The 16,351-nt window shown below is 41.7% G+C and carries 12 protein-coding genes; 6 read left to right on the top strand and 6 right to left on the bottom strand.

All coding sequences use genetic code 11. From position 1 onward, the window contains the following. Positions 1–249 precede the first annotated feature (249 nt). Together GSQ84_RS18990 and GSQ84_RS18985 are read left to right on the top strand one after the other, a co-directional pair. Positions 250–2,070 carry an alpha-amylase family glycosyl hydrolase gene (locus GSQ84_RS18990; RefSeq protein WP_158798865.1) on the top strand — a complete coding sequence of 607 codons (1,821 nt, stop codon included), beginning with the start codon at positions 250–252 and terminating at the stop codon, positions 2,068–2,070. Between the two features lie 40 nt (positions 2,071–2,110). Next, positions 2,111–2,287, top strand: a complete 177-nt coding sequence (locus tag GSQ84_RS18985) for a hypothetical protein (protein ID WP_158798864.1) — start codon at positions 2,111–2,113, stop codon at positions 2,285–2,287. A 239-nt stretch (positions 2,288–2,526) separates the two neighbouring features. Here the strand turns inward: GSQ84_RS18985 and GSQ84_RS18980 are convergent, their stop codons facing one another. Beyond that, a complete protein-coding gene (locus GSQ84_RS18980) occupies positions 2,527–3,276 on the bottom strand; it encodes a M17 family peptidase N-terminal domain-containing protein (RefSeq protein ID WP_158798863.1) in 750 nt (249 codons plus the stop codon). 307 nt (positions 3,277–3,583) lie between these two features. Between GSQ84_RS18980 and GSQ84_RS18975 the strand changes: the two genes are divergently transcribed. Next, positions 3,584–4,240 (top strand): hypothetical protein, encoded by a 657-nt coding sequence (locus GSQ84_RS18975; protein WP_158798862.1) that lies wholly within the window; start codon positions 3,584–3,586, stop codon positions 4,238–4,240. A 15-nt stretch (positions 4,241–4,255) separates the two neighbouring features. Here GSQ84_RS18975 and GSQ84_RS18970 read toward each other — a convergent pair whose 3' ends face one another. Genes GSQ84_RS18970 through GSQ84_RS18955 form a run of 4 tightly spaced genes read right to left on the bottom strand, consistent with a single transcriptional unit; the run spans position 4,256 to position 8,504 of the window. Next, a complete protein-coding gene (locus GSQ84_RS18970) occupies positions 4,256–4,852 on the bottom strand; it encodes a hypothetical protein (RefSeq protein WP_158798861.1) in 597 nt (198 codons plus the stop codon). 3 nt (positions 4,853–4,855) lie between these two features. Further along, a complete protein-coding gene (locus GSQ84_RS18965; RefSeq protein WP_158798860.1) occupies positions 4,856–5,074 on the bottom strand; it encodes a hypothetical protein in 219 nt (72 codons plus the stop codon). A gap of 43 nt (positions 5,075–5,117) precedes the next feature. Further along, a complete protein-coding gene (locus GSQ84_RS18960) occupies positions 5,118–7,673 on the bottom strand; it encodes a hypothetical protein (protein ID WP_216848986.1) in 2,556 nt (851 codons plus the stop codon). After that, positions 7,674–8,504, bottom strand: a complete 831-nt coding sequence (locus GSQ84_RS18955; protein ID WP_158798858.1) for a phytanoyl-CoA dioxygenase family protein — start codon at positions 8,502–8,504, stop codon at positions 7,674–7,676. A gap of 210 nt (positions 8,505–8,714) precedes the next feature. On the opposite strand from GSQ84_RS18955, the gene GSQ84_RS18950 reads away from it, so the two are divergent. Together GSQ84_RS18950 and GSQ84_RS18945 are read left to right on the top strand one after the other, a co-directional pair. Next, positions 8,715–11,186: an alpha-L-rhamnosidase C-terminal domain-containing protein gene (locus tag GSQ84_RS18950; protein WP_158798857.1), complete on the top strand. Its 2,472-nt coding sequence runs from the start codon at positions 8,715–8,717 to the stop codon at positions 11,184–11,186. After that, a complete protein-coding gene (locus GSQ84_RS18945; RefSeq protein WP_158798856.1) occupies positions 11,186–12,007 on the top strand; it encodes a sugar phosphate isomerase/epimerase in 822 nt (273 codons plus the stop codon). Before GSQ84_RS18950 ends, GSQ84_RS18945 begins: the two co-directional genes overlap by 1 nt. A 15-nt stretch (positions 12,008–12,022) precedes the next feature. Here GSQ84_RS18945 and GSQ84_RS18940 read toward each other — a convergent pair whose 3' ends face one another. Further along, positions 12,023–12,910, bottom strand: a complete 888-nt coding sequence (locus GSQ84_RS18940; protein ID WP_158798855.1) for an AraC family transcriptional regulator — start codon at positions 12,908–12,910, stop codon at positions 12,023–12,025. Between the two features lie 360 nt (positions 12,911–13,270). Between GSQ84_RS18940 and GSQ84_RS18935 the strand changes: the two genes are divergently transcribed. Continuing rightward, positions 13,271–16,348 carry a TonB-dependent receptor gene (locus GSQ84_RS18935; RefSeq protein WP_216848984.1) on the top strand — a complete coding sequence of 1,026 codons (3,078 nt, stop codon included), beginning with the start codon at positions 13,271–13,273 and terminating at the stop codon, positions 16,346–16,348. Positions 16,349–16,351 lie beyond the last annotated feature (3 nt).

The following is a 16,351-nucleotide window of genomic DNA, read 5'->3' as shown; positions in this document are numbered from 1 at the left end:
TTTAAGTTTTAAAAAATTACGTTCTGCTTTTAAAGACTGGTAACAATTTATATATACGGCACGAAAAACTACAACTATCTATCTACAGAACAATAAGTTACCACAAAGCTCTCCGTAATTTCTTCTATATTGGATCAGGCAGCAACAAGTTAAAAGAGCTTGTTTCATTATTTTTGATTTCCGCAGTATCATAGCCCTTCCATTATCATTCCGATTCCGTAAAGAGCAACCAATATAAAATCATAAATTATGACAACAACAAATCTTTACTGTTGGTCCCGTTTTTTGCAGCGCGGACTACAAACTTTTTTATTGTTTTTACTTGCCTTTATTGCACAAACCAGTTATGCCCAGGATCCTGCGCAATATGGAACACCTTTTGCCAGCGTCCCCAACCCTATGGATGTTAACCTCTACCAGGTTAACATCAGGGCATTTAGTTCAGGCAGTAATTTACCGGGGGTTACAGCACGTCTGGACCAGATCAGGGCATTAGGAACAAATGTAATTTACCTGATGCCCATTTATCCCGTAGGTACGGATTCAAGGAGCAAAATTGCCAGTTCAACTTCCCCTTACAGCATTAAGGACTTTACTTCTGTAGGAACTGAATACGGTACCCTTTCAGATCTGCGCGCACTCGTGGATGGAGCACATAACCGAGGCATGGCTGTTATTCTGGATTTTGCAGTAAATGGCACTTCATGGGACCATCCCTGGATTACACAGCATTCCGACTGGTATAATAAAGATGCCAGTAATAACATTACACAGCTGGCAACTTTTGCTGATGTGGCCGGCTTAAATTTTGCTAATACTTCCATGAGGACCGCCATGATCAATGCGATGCGTTATTGGATATTCGCTGCAAATGTAGATGGGTTCCGCTGCGATTTCGCCAATAATCCACCACTTGATTTCTGGACACAAGCTATCAGCAACCTCCGGGGGATCACTACCCATCATCTGCTGTTATTCGCTGAGGGCGACAGGCGCGAGAATTTCCAAACTGGCTTCGATTATACCTTTGGCGATCAGTTTTACTACCAGGCATTAAAACCCATCCATAACGGCACCTCTGTGGCACAGCTCCAAACTTCCATAGATTACGAATATACCTATGCTACCGGCACCCAGCAGGTGATGCATTATACTGGCAATCATGATACCAGTGGTGACGGAACGCCGCTGGAAATATTTGGAAGTACTGCCGGCGTAATGGCAAATTTTGTAGTCTGCGCTTATATGAGAGGTGTGCCCTTTTTATACGGGGGACAGGAAGTAGCATTTTCACAAAGGATCCCCTGGCCTTATGACAGTGTTAATATCGACTGGACGTTGAACCCATCCGTCACTGCCGAATTTACTAAGGTACTGAATTACAGAACCTCCAGCACAGCTATCCGAAGAGGTACAATGACCAATTATTCTAACACCAATGTATGTGCGTTCACAAAGATTTCCGGCGCTGAAAAGGTAGTGGTATTGGTTAACCTCAGAGGCTCTTCGTCTACTTATACCATTCCATCCAACTTAGCAGGTAGCTATAACGATGCATACTCAGGCAGCGCTGTAACTTTAACATCGGGAGCCCAGAACACCTTGGCTGCCTATCAGTATATGGTATTAACAAATCAGAGTGGCGGCACCACACCTACGGGAACCACTTATTACCAGATCGTTAACAGGTACCAGGCTAACAATTATCTATATGATGCCGGTAACGGCAAAGTTGCTTACGGCACTACGCCAAACACAAATAATTACCAGTGGACAAGAGTGGATGCCGGCTCAGGATATTACCTGTTAAAGAACCGTGCTACGGGGAACTTAATGCATGTGGAAGATCAGAATGGCAATGTTGAAGCTACAACTGCCAATACTACCTGGTATAGCGCCATGTGGTCTACTGCTGCAGCAACCGATGGCTGGAGTTATATTCAAAACAGGTGGCAAACCAATGAATGGATACATATTGAAAATCTGACAGGTTTTGCCCAGTATGCAGGTGCTCAAACCGGCTGGTATAGTGCCATGTGGCAATTTGTTAATCCGGTCACTGTACCATAAGAACACGTTATTAAATTCAACTAAAATATAAAATATTGATATGAAAAAGTTAACCTATTGCATCGCATTCCTGGTTATCATTTGTTTGTTATCGTGTAAAAAAGACGACAATACAAAGCCAGTACCACAGCCGGTCAAATCAGAGATAAACAGCCATCCTGCGGCCTATAATTATCAAAAAGCCATCACTGTAAAAAGAACGCTGAATACACATTAAATTAATTTCAATTTTTAAAGGAGGCCTGTTGTCAGGTCTCCTTTGCATAATGATCCATGATGCCTGCTTCCATTTTCATTTCTAAAAGAAATAATATCAAATCTGGCAGCTGGTCTTTTACACAGACTATTTTTGATAACATTAAAATCAAAATCTGGCGGCTGGCTTTCTACATAAACTATTTTTGATAACATTAAAATATACCTTGCCTAATGAGAGGCATTAGCATCTGCAGGATGTTAATTTTTAAGGCTTGTTATAGCTTCCAGTATGCCACTCCCGGCTACTGTAAAAAATGAAGGACCTGCCAGCAGGATAACTTTGGCAATGGGTTTAAACGCTTCCATTTTTTGACTTTTTAACCACAGCTGTGTACGGTAAGCCTGAAATATTCCTTTAACTACATTACCGGCAACAAGGGCTGTGGGTGAGTCAATTCCTCCGTCTTTCAGGTCGCTGCCAAAAGATAAGTTATTCGCTCCCAATCTGAGTGCCTCTCTTATCGCTACACTGCCTACGGTAATCATCATATCCGGACTAAATTTATTCCTGTCGCCGAGACCAATTAAAAGCAATCGTTTTCCACCAATCATTCCCTTTGGGGGACTAATCAAAATTGTTTCAAAGGCATGTCCGGAAAATCCTCCGCTTTTACGCATCGCCGTAATGATACCCTTCAGATCATGATCCAGATGCACCATACCGTTCAGCGCCGCAGGTAATGCCGGTGGAGAATTGAAAATATCACCTTCTGTATACTCAAATACGCATGCAATTTGAAGATCACTCACCTGTGCGTTAGGCCCCTGAACTACCCCTTCAATGGCAACTCCATCTACGGTTCCCCATACTTTTGAAGTACCCACCGCTGTAGTTTCTTGTCCAAAAACCGTAGTTCCGGCAAATAATAGTAAACAAGTTAGCGTTAATAGGTACCTGATAGGAAGTGCGAATTGTTTCCAGGAAAGAAGATTTGCTGATGATTTCATAATGAATATTTGTTTCAGCTAATATCCAGGAAAAAGGCCGTTAATTAAACAGCTTTTTTACCAGCATTTTAAAATAATCAGCAGGATATAGAATAACTATATATCTTCAATTTACTAAACCATTGATGAAAGCTGGTTTTCTTCTGACCCTAAAAGTTTCGGGTTTACCTCTTATTGATTGAGAAGTTTTAAAGCTTTTTTTATGGAAAATTAACGCAGTAAACATCTTAAAAAAGAAGATGAAATTATCATCTACAGCTTAAAATTAAAGAATTGGGTATTAAGTATGAATTTGAAAAATAGTTTGATGAAACCATTTTTAAGAAATTTCTTAGTGTGCTTACTGGTTTTGGTAGGCACAGGAAATTATTGCTCTGCTCAATATGGTTTACCGAACCCTCCCCTTTATGATTTCATGCAGCAAAATGCAGATAGCACTTTAATTTTTACATTTGAAACCAATTGGCTTGCTATTCCTCCTTCCTTAATGATCCTCAGCAAAAAAAAAGACACAATTTCCATCTATACCTATCGTTCCATTTATACCCCTGATGTAATTGTACCCAGAAAAATCAGAGACAAGTTATACCAACTGGATGGTTATCCCCAAATACTTCTGGCTAAAATCGATGTTAACCGTTTTTTCTCGGCAAAATATATTGAACCAGAAAAGTCTGCCGCTTTCTGGAAATCAATTTTAAAATTCAAACCCTGGCAAATAAAGGACGACAAGCATGAAGGTGGTGAAGGGTGCCCGCTGGACCCAAATAACAAAAACAGTCAGACAAAGCTTTTCGATGGAGGAAGTGTTGTACTGGATTTGATCACAAAAGATAATATCCGCCATTTGCATTTTTATGCGCCTGAATTTTATGAACAAAAAGACATGTGCCCGGGAAGGAAAGCAAGAATGGATATACTGGAAATTGAGAAAGTATTTTTCAGCTATTTCGGTCGCTGGTAACAGTTACACTACTGACTAATCATCTCCTCCAGACTCCAGAAAACCTTTCAGATCATTTGCTAACCACTCAGGCAACTCTTTTATCATTAGAAGACGACGCCCTTTTTTGTAATACTGTAAAACAATCTTTGGAGAATCACCTGCTGTAATATTTACCGCAGTGAGTGAGGAAATTTGAAGGAAATTAGTTTTGAGCAATGGCAAGGTATTTTGATACATTTCCTTTATAGTCGTTGGACTTACTAAGTGCAAGCCAGATTGATGTCTGATTTCAGCTCTTTTAAAACATAGATTGATATCATCCGTGAAAAACAATATCACATCTATGGTATTATCTTTATTAAAATTTTTGATTGACTTTACGAAATCATAATGACTCTGGTATCCAAGATTAAGCTCAATTCCAAAGTCATTCCCTTTAAAAAGTTCTCTTTTTACAAGTTCATTGAATTTTAAATTTCCTATATCTTTATAATCAGCAAATCCGTTTTTTTTATATCGGTCAGCGATTTGATCCGGATCTAAAATGGTAAGATCATTTGGAATAACAGCCCCCCCGGAAGTACTTTTACCAATACCCGGTGGCCCAGCGATGATATAAATATTAGCCAAAGATTATATAAGTTCTATTCTACCATCAGCGTATTCCGCTACCATTGAGCCTTCTTTTAAATATACTAAAGGTTGCCCAACAGAGAAAAGGTAATTACGTACGTAGGCTTTTTCCTTTTTTTCCCATGTTTTCAATTCTTCAGCCTTCATTTCAAAAGGAGACTTTTTCATACGTCCTTTTTTCAGAAAAGCTTCATCAGAAATATTAACTTGATCTGCCATAAATCAAATTTAACAAAGATTCTTTTTACAACACAAAATATGTTTAAAATACTTCGTTACTGATACTCATCACTTCAGCATTGTCTTTCGCCAAACGTTGAATAGTGATTACTCCAATTGAACTACTCTTTAGCTTGCTCATGAACTTACCATTAACAGAAAGCCTGTAAACCGTATTAGGCTTCAACTGATGTAACGTATAAACAATTGGTTTCACCGCTGGTTTCACAACCGTTTGTACCCATTCATGATTTTTTGCAGTCCAGCTTTTAACCTGAATGCCCAACCGCTGTGCTGCTTTCACCTGCAGGGAAACAGCATCACTGTTCAAATGGAAATAAGACAACTCATTTTTTGCGGTGTTAAAGCCAAAATTATGATCCGCTATTACCCTGAACTGTTGATCTGAAACCGAATAGCCATTGTTATCCAGTTTTATCACTAAGCGTTTATTTCTGAAATTGTAATTCAATACCGTACCGGCAAGCTCCGGTGTGATATGCGGCTCCAGGTAAAAACGGTTATACATTGGGTTAATCCCATAAATTGCCTGGTACAGGCCAACGATAGCCAGACTATTACCGGATAAAATATCGTCACCCAAGCCATTTTGTTTAACCCTTCCATAACGCTGAAAGGCCAATCCGTCTTTGCTGTATTGATCCAGTACATTTTTGACATACTTCAGGGCAATTGCAGGATTATATTCCACATATGCTTTTACCGCAATAGATCCCCAGGATAAAAACAGGTCACCATTCTCATAAGAAGGAAAAGGGAACTGATACTCTTTACCTTCGTCATCAGCATAGCTAGTCATGGCCAATGGCCAGAAGAAAAGTTTCTCCTGCTGCATTTGGGTTTCAATATTATCCAGAATGATTTTCCGGCGTGCTGGCTGATCGCAGATTCCATAAGCAATAGCCATAAAATTAACCGGCGTAACCATATTCCTGCCATGTACAGATTTATCTTTATCTATCCAATAATCATAACATCCTTTCTCCTCATCCCAAAAACCACCATCTTTGGTCGATCGGTTAAAACTTGTCTTTAATTTCTCAGCAAATGCCTGATAATACCTGGACTTCACCTCATTGTTTAACTGGTGCTCTATTGCGGCCCATTTGACCAGCGCATGGTATAACTTGGCATTCACAAAAGCATTTTCATAAGATGCCCAGATAATATCGATCCAGTCACTGCTCCTTTTCTGCGTGTGGTTATCCGTCATCATTTCCACCAAACCATTTTTGTTACTGTCCCTTTTCAGAATCCAGTCTAACGCTTTTTCAGAAGATAACTGATGGCCTTTAACCCAATTTTTATCACCCGTCATATCGTATAACTCAGCAACGTTGGTCACCAGATCGGGATTAGAATCCATTAAAATTCCCCATTGGGCTTCATAAAAACCATCCTTATTGTATTGTCCCGGTGCTGCATCTTCATTGGTATAAGCCCATCGGGGATATACACGCCCGTCCGGCTTTATCGCATGGTCCCTGTAATAATCCAGGCAACTCTGGTAGCCTTGCAGATAGTGAGGATCATTGATCGCCAATCCTAGCTGCGCTATATATTGCTCGTGCAAACAGATAGGGCCATAAGGCGTGTGCCAGCTGTTCCCGCCAAAATGCAGGGAATCAATTACGCCAATCCTTGCAATTGTATTGAGCACAGCACTCACTTTATCGCCATTAACCCCTTTAAACTCTCCCCTGCCATACTTTTGTTTAAAGTCAAAATAACTCAGCGTAATGGTCTGGCTACTATTACCGGCAGAAACAGTATAGGGTGCCCAAACATCCGTACTGCCCCTAATAAATCTTCTCCTGTTGGTACCGTTATCCTGTTTTGACAATAACTCTTTATTAGACACATTGATGGTATAGGCCAGCTGATTATCATTGGTCCTGCTGTATTTCATGGATACATTTTTTCCGGGTGCTGAAACGGATATATCCAATCCTATTCCATTTTTACTGTTCCAGAAACTGGAAGAACTGGTATGAACACCATAAGTGCTTAACTTTTCATTGAACAGATAAAACCAGGCCAGGCCTCCATAACCCTGAAAGGCCCCCTCCCAGGTATTCATATCCTTAAAATTAAACACTGGTAAAGCAGATTCATCTACCTGAACGGCCTTCGAAAAACTTCTTTCAATGGTCCATTTAATTGCTTTTGCAGTAGTATTAAAGATCCAGTTTTCTTTGATCATCTGGTGATCATCTCCATAAACAATGCCCGTTAGCTTAATCAGGTTTCCGCTTTTAATTAAAACCGGCAATCCTTTTAGCTGCAATGAAGAGTAAGTTATTCCCTTTGCCTTTACCGAAGTATAGATTCCATCAGCACTGCTGATCACCTTTTTACCATTAACCACTAGCTCCGTGATACTGGCCTTGTCGCCATATTCCAGTACCATTTTGATCTTAGGATTGCTGATTGTAATTGTACCGGTTCCTGGTGCATGGGTAAAAGAGGACAATGTAAGTACCAATACCAGGCAAGTTATTACGGATACCAGCCATTGATAACTTCTTACTTTTAAAGAATTTATAAGCATATGATCATTCATCTTTTCAAAGATCATTTAAATATTTGATGATTTCCGGGTGAATATTAAAGGGTTAAGTGTATCATTTTGCAATAGGTCCCCTATTTTTAATCTTTCCATCTCTGCATCAGGCAGCACATTCTGATTTCCATTAAAAGTACTTCCATCAGGCATGTAAGCGCAGGTCATTGCCCTTCTGCTGCCGGGGGTCATGTTGGCATGTGCGCCATGGATGGTAAGCCCATTATGAAAAGAGCAGCTCCCCGCCTTCATAGGGGCAGCAACAGTATTCGCGGTAGCGTACTGAGGGTAAACCTCAAAGATAGCATCCATGTTTTTACTGATGCCCAGGTTGTCAAATCCGGTACCCTTCTGTGTTCCGGGAATAAAGAATAAACAGCCGTTTTCCAAAGTAGCATCATCCAAAGCCACCCAGATAGACAGGGCCCTGTGATCTGAGAACGACCAGAATGGGGTGTCCAGGTGCCAGGATGTAGGATTTCCCCAGGGCTTTTTAAATAAAGCCTGATCGTGCCATATCCTAATTCCATCTACCTCTGCCAGGGTGGCTGCCATCTCTCCTATTTTGGGATTCAGCATCAATTGTTTTACCTCTTCACTGGTTTGCCAAAGGTTAACCAGCTGGTCAAATACTTTACTGTGATATTTTGCATCCTTATTAATCCCATCATCTTCATTAATCTTACCCGGTCTGCCAGGAATTTTTTGTCCTTTTCTTTCTGCTATTGCAGTGCTTACTGCGGCTCTCCAGGTATCCAGTTCTGCAGTATTTAAAAAGTCTTCTATGATAATGTAGCCATTTTCCTGATAAAATTGCACCTGTTGAGTCGTGATTACTGTGTTCATTGATATGCTTTTTTTAAGAGTTGTATAAGTCAAACCTATAGAATGTTTTAAAAAAAACCTTTTTACAAACCTCACAATTACATGTATATTTTGACATGCAGGCATTTTAAATAATTATCATAAAGTACAAAAGAAAATTGCCTGTGTACAGGAAAGCAATTGCTCTGGTGTATTATCTTGTTCCAGTTAAAAATATACTTAACCAAATTTATGATTTCTTTTAAATCGCTTATTTCTAGCTTGGTATTGTTAACTATCAGCGGTGTGAACGCCAATGCCCAGTTGAAAGTCTATCCGCCCATTTCGGCAATATCAAATGGTAAAACAAATGGCTATTCTCCAGATCCGATGATCAGTTATCTATGGCCTTCACCAAAAGCAAGCGATGGACTTGAGCAATATGAGCTGCAACCGATAGGCTTTTACACAGCCGAACACAACAGTTTCGATTTAAAAAATAAAAAGGGAATAGAAATAAAGGGAAAAGGAACGCTGCGTTTCGACTTTGGCAGGGTGAGCGCCGGATGGCTGGAATTCGAATCTGAAGATCTGCAGGACAGCATTACCATGAGCATCAGTGAATACAATGAGCCAGCGGTGGTTAACAAGGGAGCCCTAAACCCGGTAAAAACAAAAACTCCCTTAAAACACGGGTATACTTACAGGCTGGAATTAAACCCGGAGCTCTATGAAGGTGTTAGATTTGGCTGGCTGGACGTGAAAACCCACCAGCACGACTGGCATATGAAAAACCTGCGGCTGGTATGCCAGGTAAAACCTGTAAACTACCAGGGTAGTTTTTCCTGTAGTGATTCTACCCTAACTAAGATCTGGTACACAGGAGCATACACTGTAAAACTAAATCTGCAACAGGATTATTTTGGTGCGATATTGATGGAAAGAAGCGACCGTCATTCCTGGACCGGAGATGCCTATCCATCACAAGCAGCTTCCATGGTTGCTTTTGGAAATTATGATTTTGTAAAAAACAACCTCATTAATACCTCAGGGCTCAACAATGGCATTGCAAGTTACTCCCTCTATTGGGTACTCAGCCTGATTGATTATGTCAATTATACCGGAGATGCCGATTTTGCAAGAAAATATGCCGGCAATGCCTGTAGTAAACTAGACACCGCTTTCAGCCATTTTGGAAAGACGCCAAGCCTGGGCTTTTATGGCTGGGACGAGAGACTGGGCGCCGGCTTTGAAAATCCCAACATCGCCGAATCGCAATATGCCTACAGCATGCTGTCTATTCGCGCATGGTCGGAATTTGCCCATCTGATGGAACAAATTGGTAATCCGGTACTGGCAGCAAAATACCAAAACTATGCAGGGATCAAGCTCTCCGAAATTAGAGAGAAAAATACGTGGACAGCTTCGTTTGGGCTACATGCAGCCGCAGATGCGATCAATACAGGGCTAACTACCAAAGCAGAGAAAAACCTCTTTTACCACAAAAATTTTGAGGATAGGATCAATAGACTCTCCTACTCTCCCTTTAACCAGTTCTTTGTTTTGAACGCCATGTCAACAACCGGCCACTATGATGACGCTTTAAATATGGTGAGGGATTATTGGGGAGGCCAGATCGCACAGGGCGGTACCACCTTTTATGAAGATTACCGGCCAAGCTGGAACGCTGCAATTGGCATCAACGGCGCGCCACCCAATAATCAATGCGGCTATACCAGTTTAACCCATCCATGGAGCACCGGTGTGGTAAAGTGGCTCTCTGAGGAAGTTTTAGGAATTAAACCCCTCCAACCAGGATTCAAAACCTTCCAGATTAAACCTCATTTAGGGGCATCACTCAAATGGGCGTCAGGAAGTGTTTATACTAAAAATGGCCTCATCGCTGTCGCCACCAATATAGGCTCCGGCATCACCAGAATAACTATACCCCGGGGCACTACGGCACAACAAATAGCTATCCCGCTTGCAGGTACTGATATCTGGTCTATCCTTATGAATGGAAAACCAGTGTATTCAAAAAATAAAGCCTTTTCAGCAGCAGGTGTACAACTCGCAAATAATTGCCTGAACATCCATCAGCTGGAAGCCGGAAATTATACAATCAGGGTTAACTATACTAAAAAGACTTTCCCGAAAGCAAAGATTGACGCACCATGGAATTATCCGATCAGCAAATTTACACAAGACAGCGTAACTGCCGGAAAATGGTTAAAAACCTATGGAAAAGATGGTTATATACTATTTAACGCCAAAAAATCGGGCGAAAACTTACAGCAATTACCCAATTACATAAAGACTGTTAGCTTAAAAAACCAGGCAAACCGGTATTTAACCGTTGTTATGGATGATGCAAAACTGTTAACTGATCCCTCGGGTAAACCCCAAAACTTTGGAGCAGTGATCACTAAAGACCCCGATCCTACGCAACAGACCATTACCATCGATCTGGACGTTAATGATGAACAGTCGCACCAGATATCCCTTTATTTTCTCGATTGGGAAAAGCACAACCGCAGATCGGCCATCGAAATTTTCGATCTTAAAACACTAAAGATATTTTCTCCGTTACAACTTGTGCAGAATTACACCAATGGAAAATACTTTAGCTTCAATTATAGCGGTAGCATCAGGATACGTATCGACCAGGTAAGGGGCGAGAACGTGGCTATAAGTGGATTATTCTTCGACCAAAGCAAAAACTAATGCAGATTAAAATACTTAGTCCCCTGTGGGGTTACGAGCAGATCAACAGAACAGATTTTTTGGATAAAATCAAGAATGCAGGATATGACGGGCTGGATACCTGGCTCCCTGAAACATTCGCCGAGAAAAGGTTATTGTTCAATTATCTGGATAAAGAAGAAATGTGCCTTGTTACCCATCAGCATGCTGCCGAGGGAAGTACCTTTAAGAAATTCAGAAGCTCCTATTTCAGCAACCTGCAAAAATGTGCGGAGCCTAATCCACTGCTCATCAATTCGCACACCGGTAAAGATTACTTTTGCATCGCCCAGCAGCTGGAGCTGATTGATACCGCAGCAGAATTTTCGGCAAAAACAGGGATCACTGTGGTTCATGAAACCCATCGCGGAAGAATGGGCTATACACCTCAAATGACCGAAGAGTTGTTTAAGAAAAACAAGGAATTCCTACTTACGGCCGATTTCTCCCACTGGGTATGTGTGACGGAAAGTATGCTGGAAAATTTCACTGACATTTTACAACAGGCTATCCAAAGAACGAGACATATACATGCCAGGGTAGGTTTTGAACAAGGGCCACAAATTTCTGATCCACGGGCACCAGAGTGGCAGTATGCAGTAAACAAATTTTTAGGGTGGTGGGATGAGATTGTAGAGGTAAATGAACAGAAAAATACACCTGTACTTACCATGACCACAGAATTCGGCCCTCCGCCTTATATGCCGGTAATACCCTTTAGCCAGGAGCCCCTGGCCGATCAGTTTACCATTAATTGCTATATGAAAGACTTGCTGCGTCAGCGCTATGGTAACTATTGCTAGGGTCAGACATTGAAGTTAAGAAGGAATTTCTCTGTTAAGCCTAAAACTCCGGGGGCTTATCCCCTGCTTCTTTTTAAACAGTTTGGAAAAATAGAATACCGACTCAAAGCCGGTTTGGTCGGCTATTTCATTGATGTTCAAATTTGTCATCATTAACAAGTGTTTAGCCCTTTCCAGTCTCAAATTCAAATGGTATTGATTGGGCGACTGTCCTGTAATATTTTTAAATGCTTTTCTGAAAGAAGAGTAACCCATAGGAAGCTCGAAGGCCAGCTGTTCCATATCTACAGAATTTTTATAAGATTCCTGAAGGATAAACTTAGCCTTTGCAATCAATTTACCTATTGGATCATCTGCACGCTCGTTATAACGTGCTACTGTGCTGACCAGACCAAGCAGTTGAATAGTTACCCCGGCAATCTGCTGAGGATAACCAACGGAGGAAGCCCTCACCAGGTCAATTAACTTATTATACAAAGTTAGCATTTCTGTATTGAAGCCTAAATCAACAATAGGATGTTCAGGGTCAAAGACCCCTTTTTCCATAATATGCTGTAAATGTATGCCATTAAAGCCTACCCAATACTCTTCCCATCCATGTTTCGGATTAGGTTTATATCGGTGTCTTACCCCGGGATAAAGCAAAAAGCAATTTCCCGCCACTACTTCACAAGGATCTGCCAGTAAAGAGCTATAACTTCCCTTTCCTTTAGAAATAAATACAATGTAATAGTCGTTTAAAATTCTTCCCCTCTCCCAGGTTAATTGATGACTATCAGGATGCCGCTCATTTGGATACTGGTCCTCAGGCTGCACCTTTGCATAGCCAACGGTGGTAACATACATTCCCCATTGATGTTCTACAGGAGTAATGTTCAGGTATTTGAAATAGTTGTGCTGCATAGATCAAAAGCAAATACTGTTTAAAACAATCCAATATAAAGAATTAACAGGCCCTCCCTTGCTGCTAGTTCTTAAACTTTCCCCGCGCTACCCGGGATGATTTCAGCATTCTACAAAATTATTGTGACTTGTTCCAACAAAAGGTAACATTCTGATCAAAAATATCAAAAAGGACAAATGAACGCACCAATAGTACATTCCTTTTAGTTTACCCATACAATATATTTGATTTAACCAAATATACTAATTTTCTTAAAATGGAAAGCGCTCCTATCAGCCTTGCTGTCTCTAAATACCGGACAAATACCGCGGCACAAAAAAATTCCCTCCAATAAATTAAATTTTCTAAAACCAAACTGTATGAAACAAAAACTATTACTCTTAATTCCATGGCGTCATCAGCTGCTACTGGTGCTAGCCTCACTCATTCTTCCCTTTCTGGCTTATGCCCAGGTGCCTGTACATGGCACCATAATGGACGGATCTTCTATGAAACCCCTGGCTGGCGTTTCTGTCAGCGTAGAAGGAAAAACACAGGCTACACAAACAGATGCCAATGGAAAATACCAGCTCAGTGCACCGGCAGGAGCCACATTGGTATTTAAAATGATTGGTTACATGCAGCAAACCAAGGTAATCGGCAACTCCATGCTGATTAATATTCAGCTCCTCTCCTCCTCCCAGGACTTAAAAGAGGTTGTTGTGGTGAGTTATGGTACACAAGCGAAAAAGGAGATTACCGGATCTATCAGCCAGTTAAACATCGCTGAAGTAAAAGACATGCCGGTAAGTAATGTGGGCCAGAAGCTGCAGGGCAAATTTGCCGGGGTACAGATTGCCCAGAATAGTGGTCAGCCGGGAGTAGACCTTTCTTTCCGTATCCGCGGTGCGGCCTCTATCAACGCTGGTAACAGTCCGCTGATTGTTATTGATGGTTTCCCCACAGAAAGTGGATTACAGACGGTAAGCCCCGATGAAATCGAAAGTATCACGGTACTCAAAGATGCTTCGGCCTCCTCTTTATATGGGTCACGGGCTGCCAATGGAGTCATTCTAGTAACTACTAAACAAGCCAAAATAGGAACACAAAGCATTGAATTCAGCAGTTATACCGGCATCCAGACGGTGTCCAAAAGGGGTCGCCCCGATCTGATGAATGCCCAGCAATTTGCGGAGTTTAAAAAAGAATATTATGAAGATGCCGCTACTTATGAGGGCTACACGGGTGGTGTGCCGGCACAATATCAAAACCCATCGCAGTATCAACCTGGTGCTGGCACAAACTGGTTTGACGTATTGTTGAGAGACGCACCAACGCAGGATTATAACCTGTCAGTTTCAAGTGGTACCACTAATCTTAAATCGGTAGTGAATCTAAACTATAACCGGCAAGACGGGGTGATGCTGAACCAATGGGCGGAAAGGTTTACCGCCAGGTCAAATAATGTTTACACGGTATCAGACAGGCTTACCCTTGGTGCTAATCTGGGCATCACCTATCGCAACCAGAATATTACACCGGGTCTTGGTGAAGGCCGTAACATCATTCAGACGGCTTATCTCACAGATCCTACCGTTAACTATAAAAATGCCGACGGCACTTATCCCATTGGTTTCGCTCCTCCGGGGATGTTCTCCACCCCCAATTATTATGAGGTGCTGATGAAATCTGTCAACCTCACGAAGACCCTTACCCTTATTGGCAACGCTTATGCTACCTACCAGATCATTGACGGTTTAAAGTTCAAGACCAGTATCAACGTCAATACAGAAAACGCAAACAACAGGAACTTTAGTCCGTCCACCATACTTGGCGGAACCATTCCTGCGTCTTCAGCATCAGCCAGCTACAATACCAATAACTTTTTGTCGTGGTTATCAGAGAACACGCTGACCTATACCAAAACGATCAACGAAAAACATAACATTGAAGCCTTTGTAGGTTATACCGCCCAAAAAGTACATTACGAAAGCAGCGGTATTGTAGGCTCACAGTTTCCCGATGATAACATTGAATACCTCAATGTTGCGGCAACGAGGATTGGTACGGTAGACGCCAGCGACTTCTCCCTGCTGTCCCTCATAGGAAGGATCAATTACAATTATAACGGCAGGTATTTGCTTTCCCTTGCTATGAGAAGGGATGGATCTTCCAAATTTGGCTCCGAAACTAAATACGGAACTTTCCCCTCCATATCTGGCGGATGGATTATTTCTGATGAGAATTTCATGAAGGATATAAAAAAGGTCAGCCTCTTGAAAGTAAGGGCCAGTTATGGTAAAGTGGGGAACAATAACATCGGAAACTACACTTACCTGGCCGGGGTATCACAAAGCAATTATACATTGAACAACCAGCTCGCTTCGGGAAGTGCACTTAACGGCATAGGCAATCAGAACCTTACCTGGGAAACCACCGCGGGTTACGACCTGGGTTTAGACCTGGGGTTGTTCAATAACAGGGTTATGTTTACCTACGACTATTACTGGAAAAAAACTGATGGATTGTTATACGCCATAGATATCCCTGTACAATCGGGCTTTAACAGCGTGACTTCCAATGTAGGGCGTTTTGATTTCTGGGGACATGAATTTTCCATACAAACAAAAAACACTACCGGCAGGGTTAAATGGACGAGCAGCTTTAATATCTCATTTGATAGAAATATCGTCAAAAAATTAGGCACCAACGATGCCCCGATTGGTGGTTATCAGGAATATTGGGATGACAACAGAACAGCGGTAGGCCATCCGATAGGCATGTTCTACGGTTATATCAATACCGGCGTTTATATGACGCAAAAGGAGTTTGATACGCAGCCACATGATGCTACCGCGATGGTGGGCACAGCCAGGTTTAAAGACGTTAGCGGTCCAAATGGCGTACCGGATGGCATTATCGATTATCATGACCGTACGTATATCGGCAATCCCAATCCAACATTTACCTACGGTTTCACTAACCAGCTGAGTTACAAAAACCTTGATTTTAGTTTAGTGCTGGCTGGTACAGTGGGCAATGATATTGCCGACGATTCTTTTCAGTCTACAGAAAACCTGGATGGTGTATTTAATGTGAGGGCTGGGGTAGCCAACAGATGGAGGTCTGAAGCAGACCCTGGTGATGGCGTTTATCCGAGGACAAGATCGGGTACTACCGCAGATTTTAGAAATTTCACCAGCAGACAGGTATTCAGCGGCACTTATATCATGGCTAAAAACATCACCTTCGGTTATACTTTTAAAGTTAAACCCAACCCTTATTTCAAAGGTGCACGCCTTTACCTGAGTGCCCAGAATGCATTCACTTTTACCAGATATCCGGGCATGAACCCTGAAGTAGGTTATGCCGGCTTAAACGGTTTAAACCAGGGACGGGACTTCAGTTCCTTCCCGATTGCAAAAACTTATACCATTGGTGTGAACGTAAATTTTTAACCC

Source organism: Pedobacter sp. L105 (genome assembly GCF_009765875.1).
In the GTDB taxonomy this organism is placed as follows: domain Bacteria; phylum Bacteroidota; class Bacteroidia; order Sphingobacteriales; family Sphingobacteriaceae; genus Pedobacter.
The sequence above is the reverse complement of the archived record's forward strand: the minus strand, read 5'-3'. Positions and strand labels throughout refer to the sequence as shown.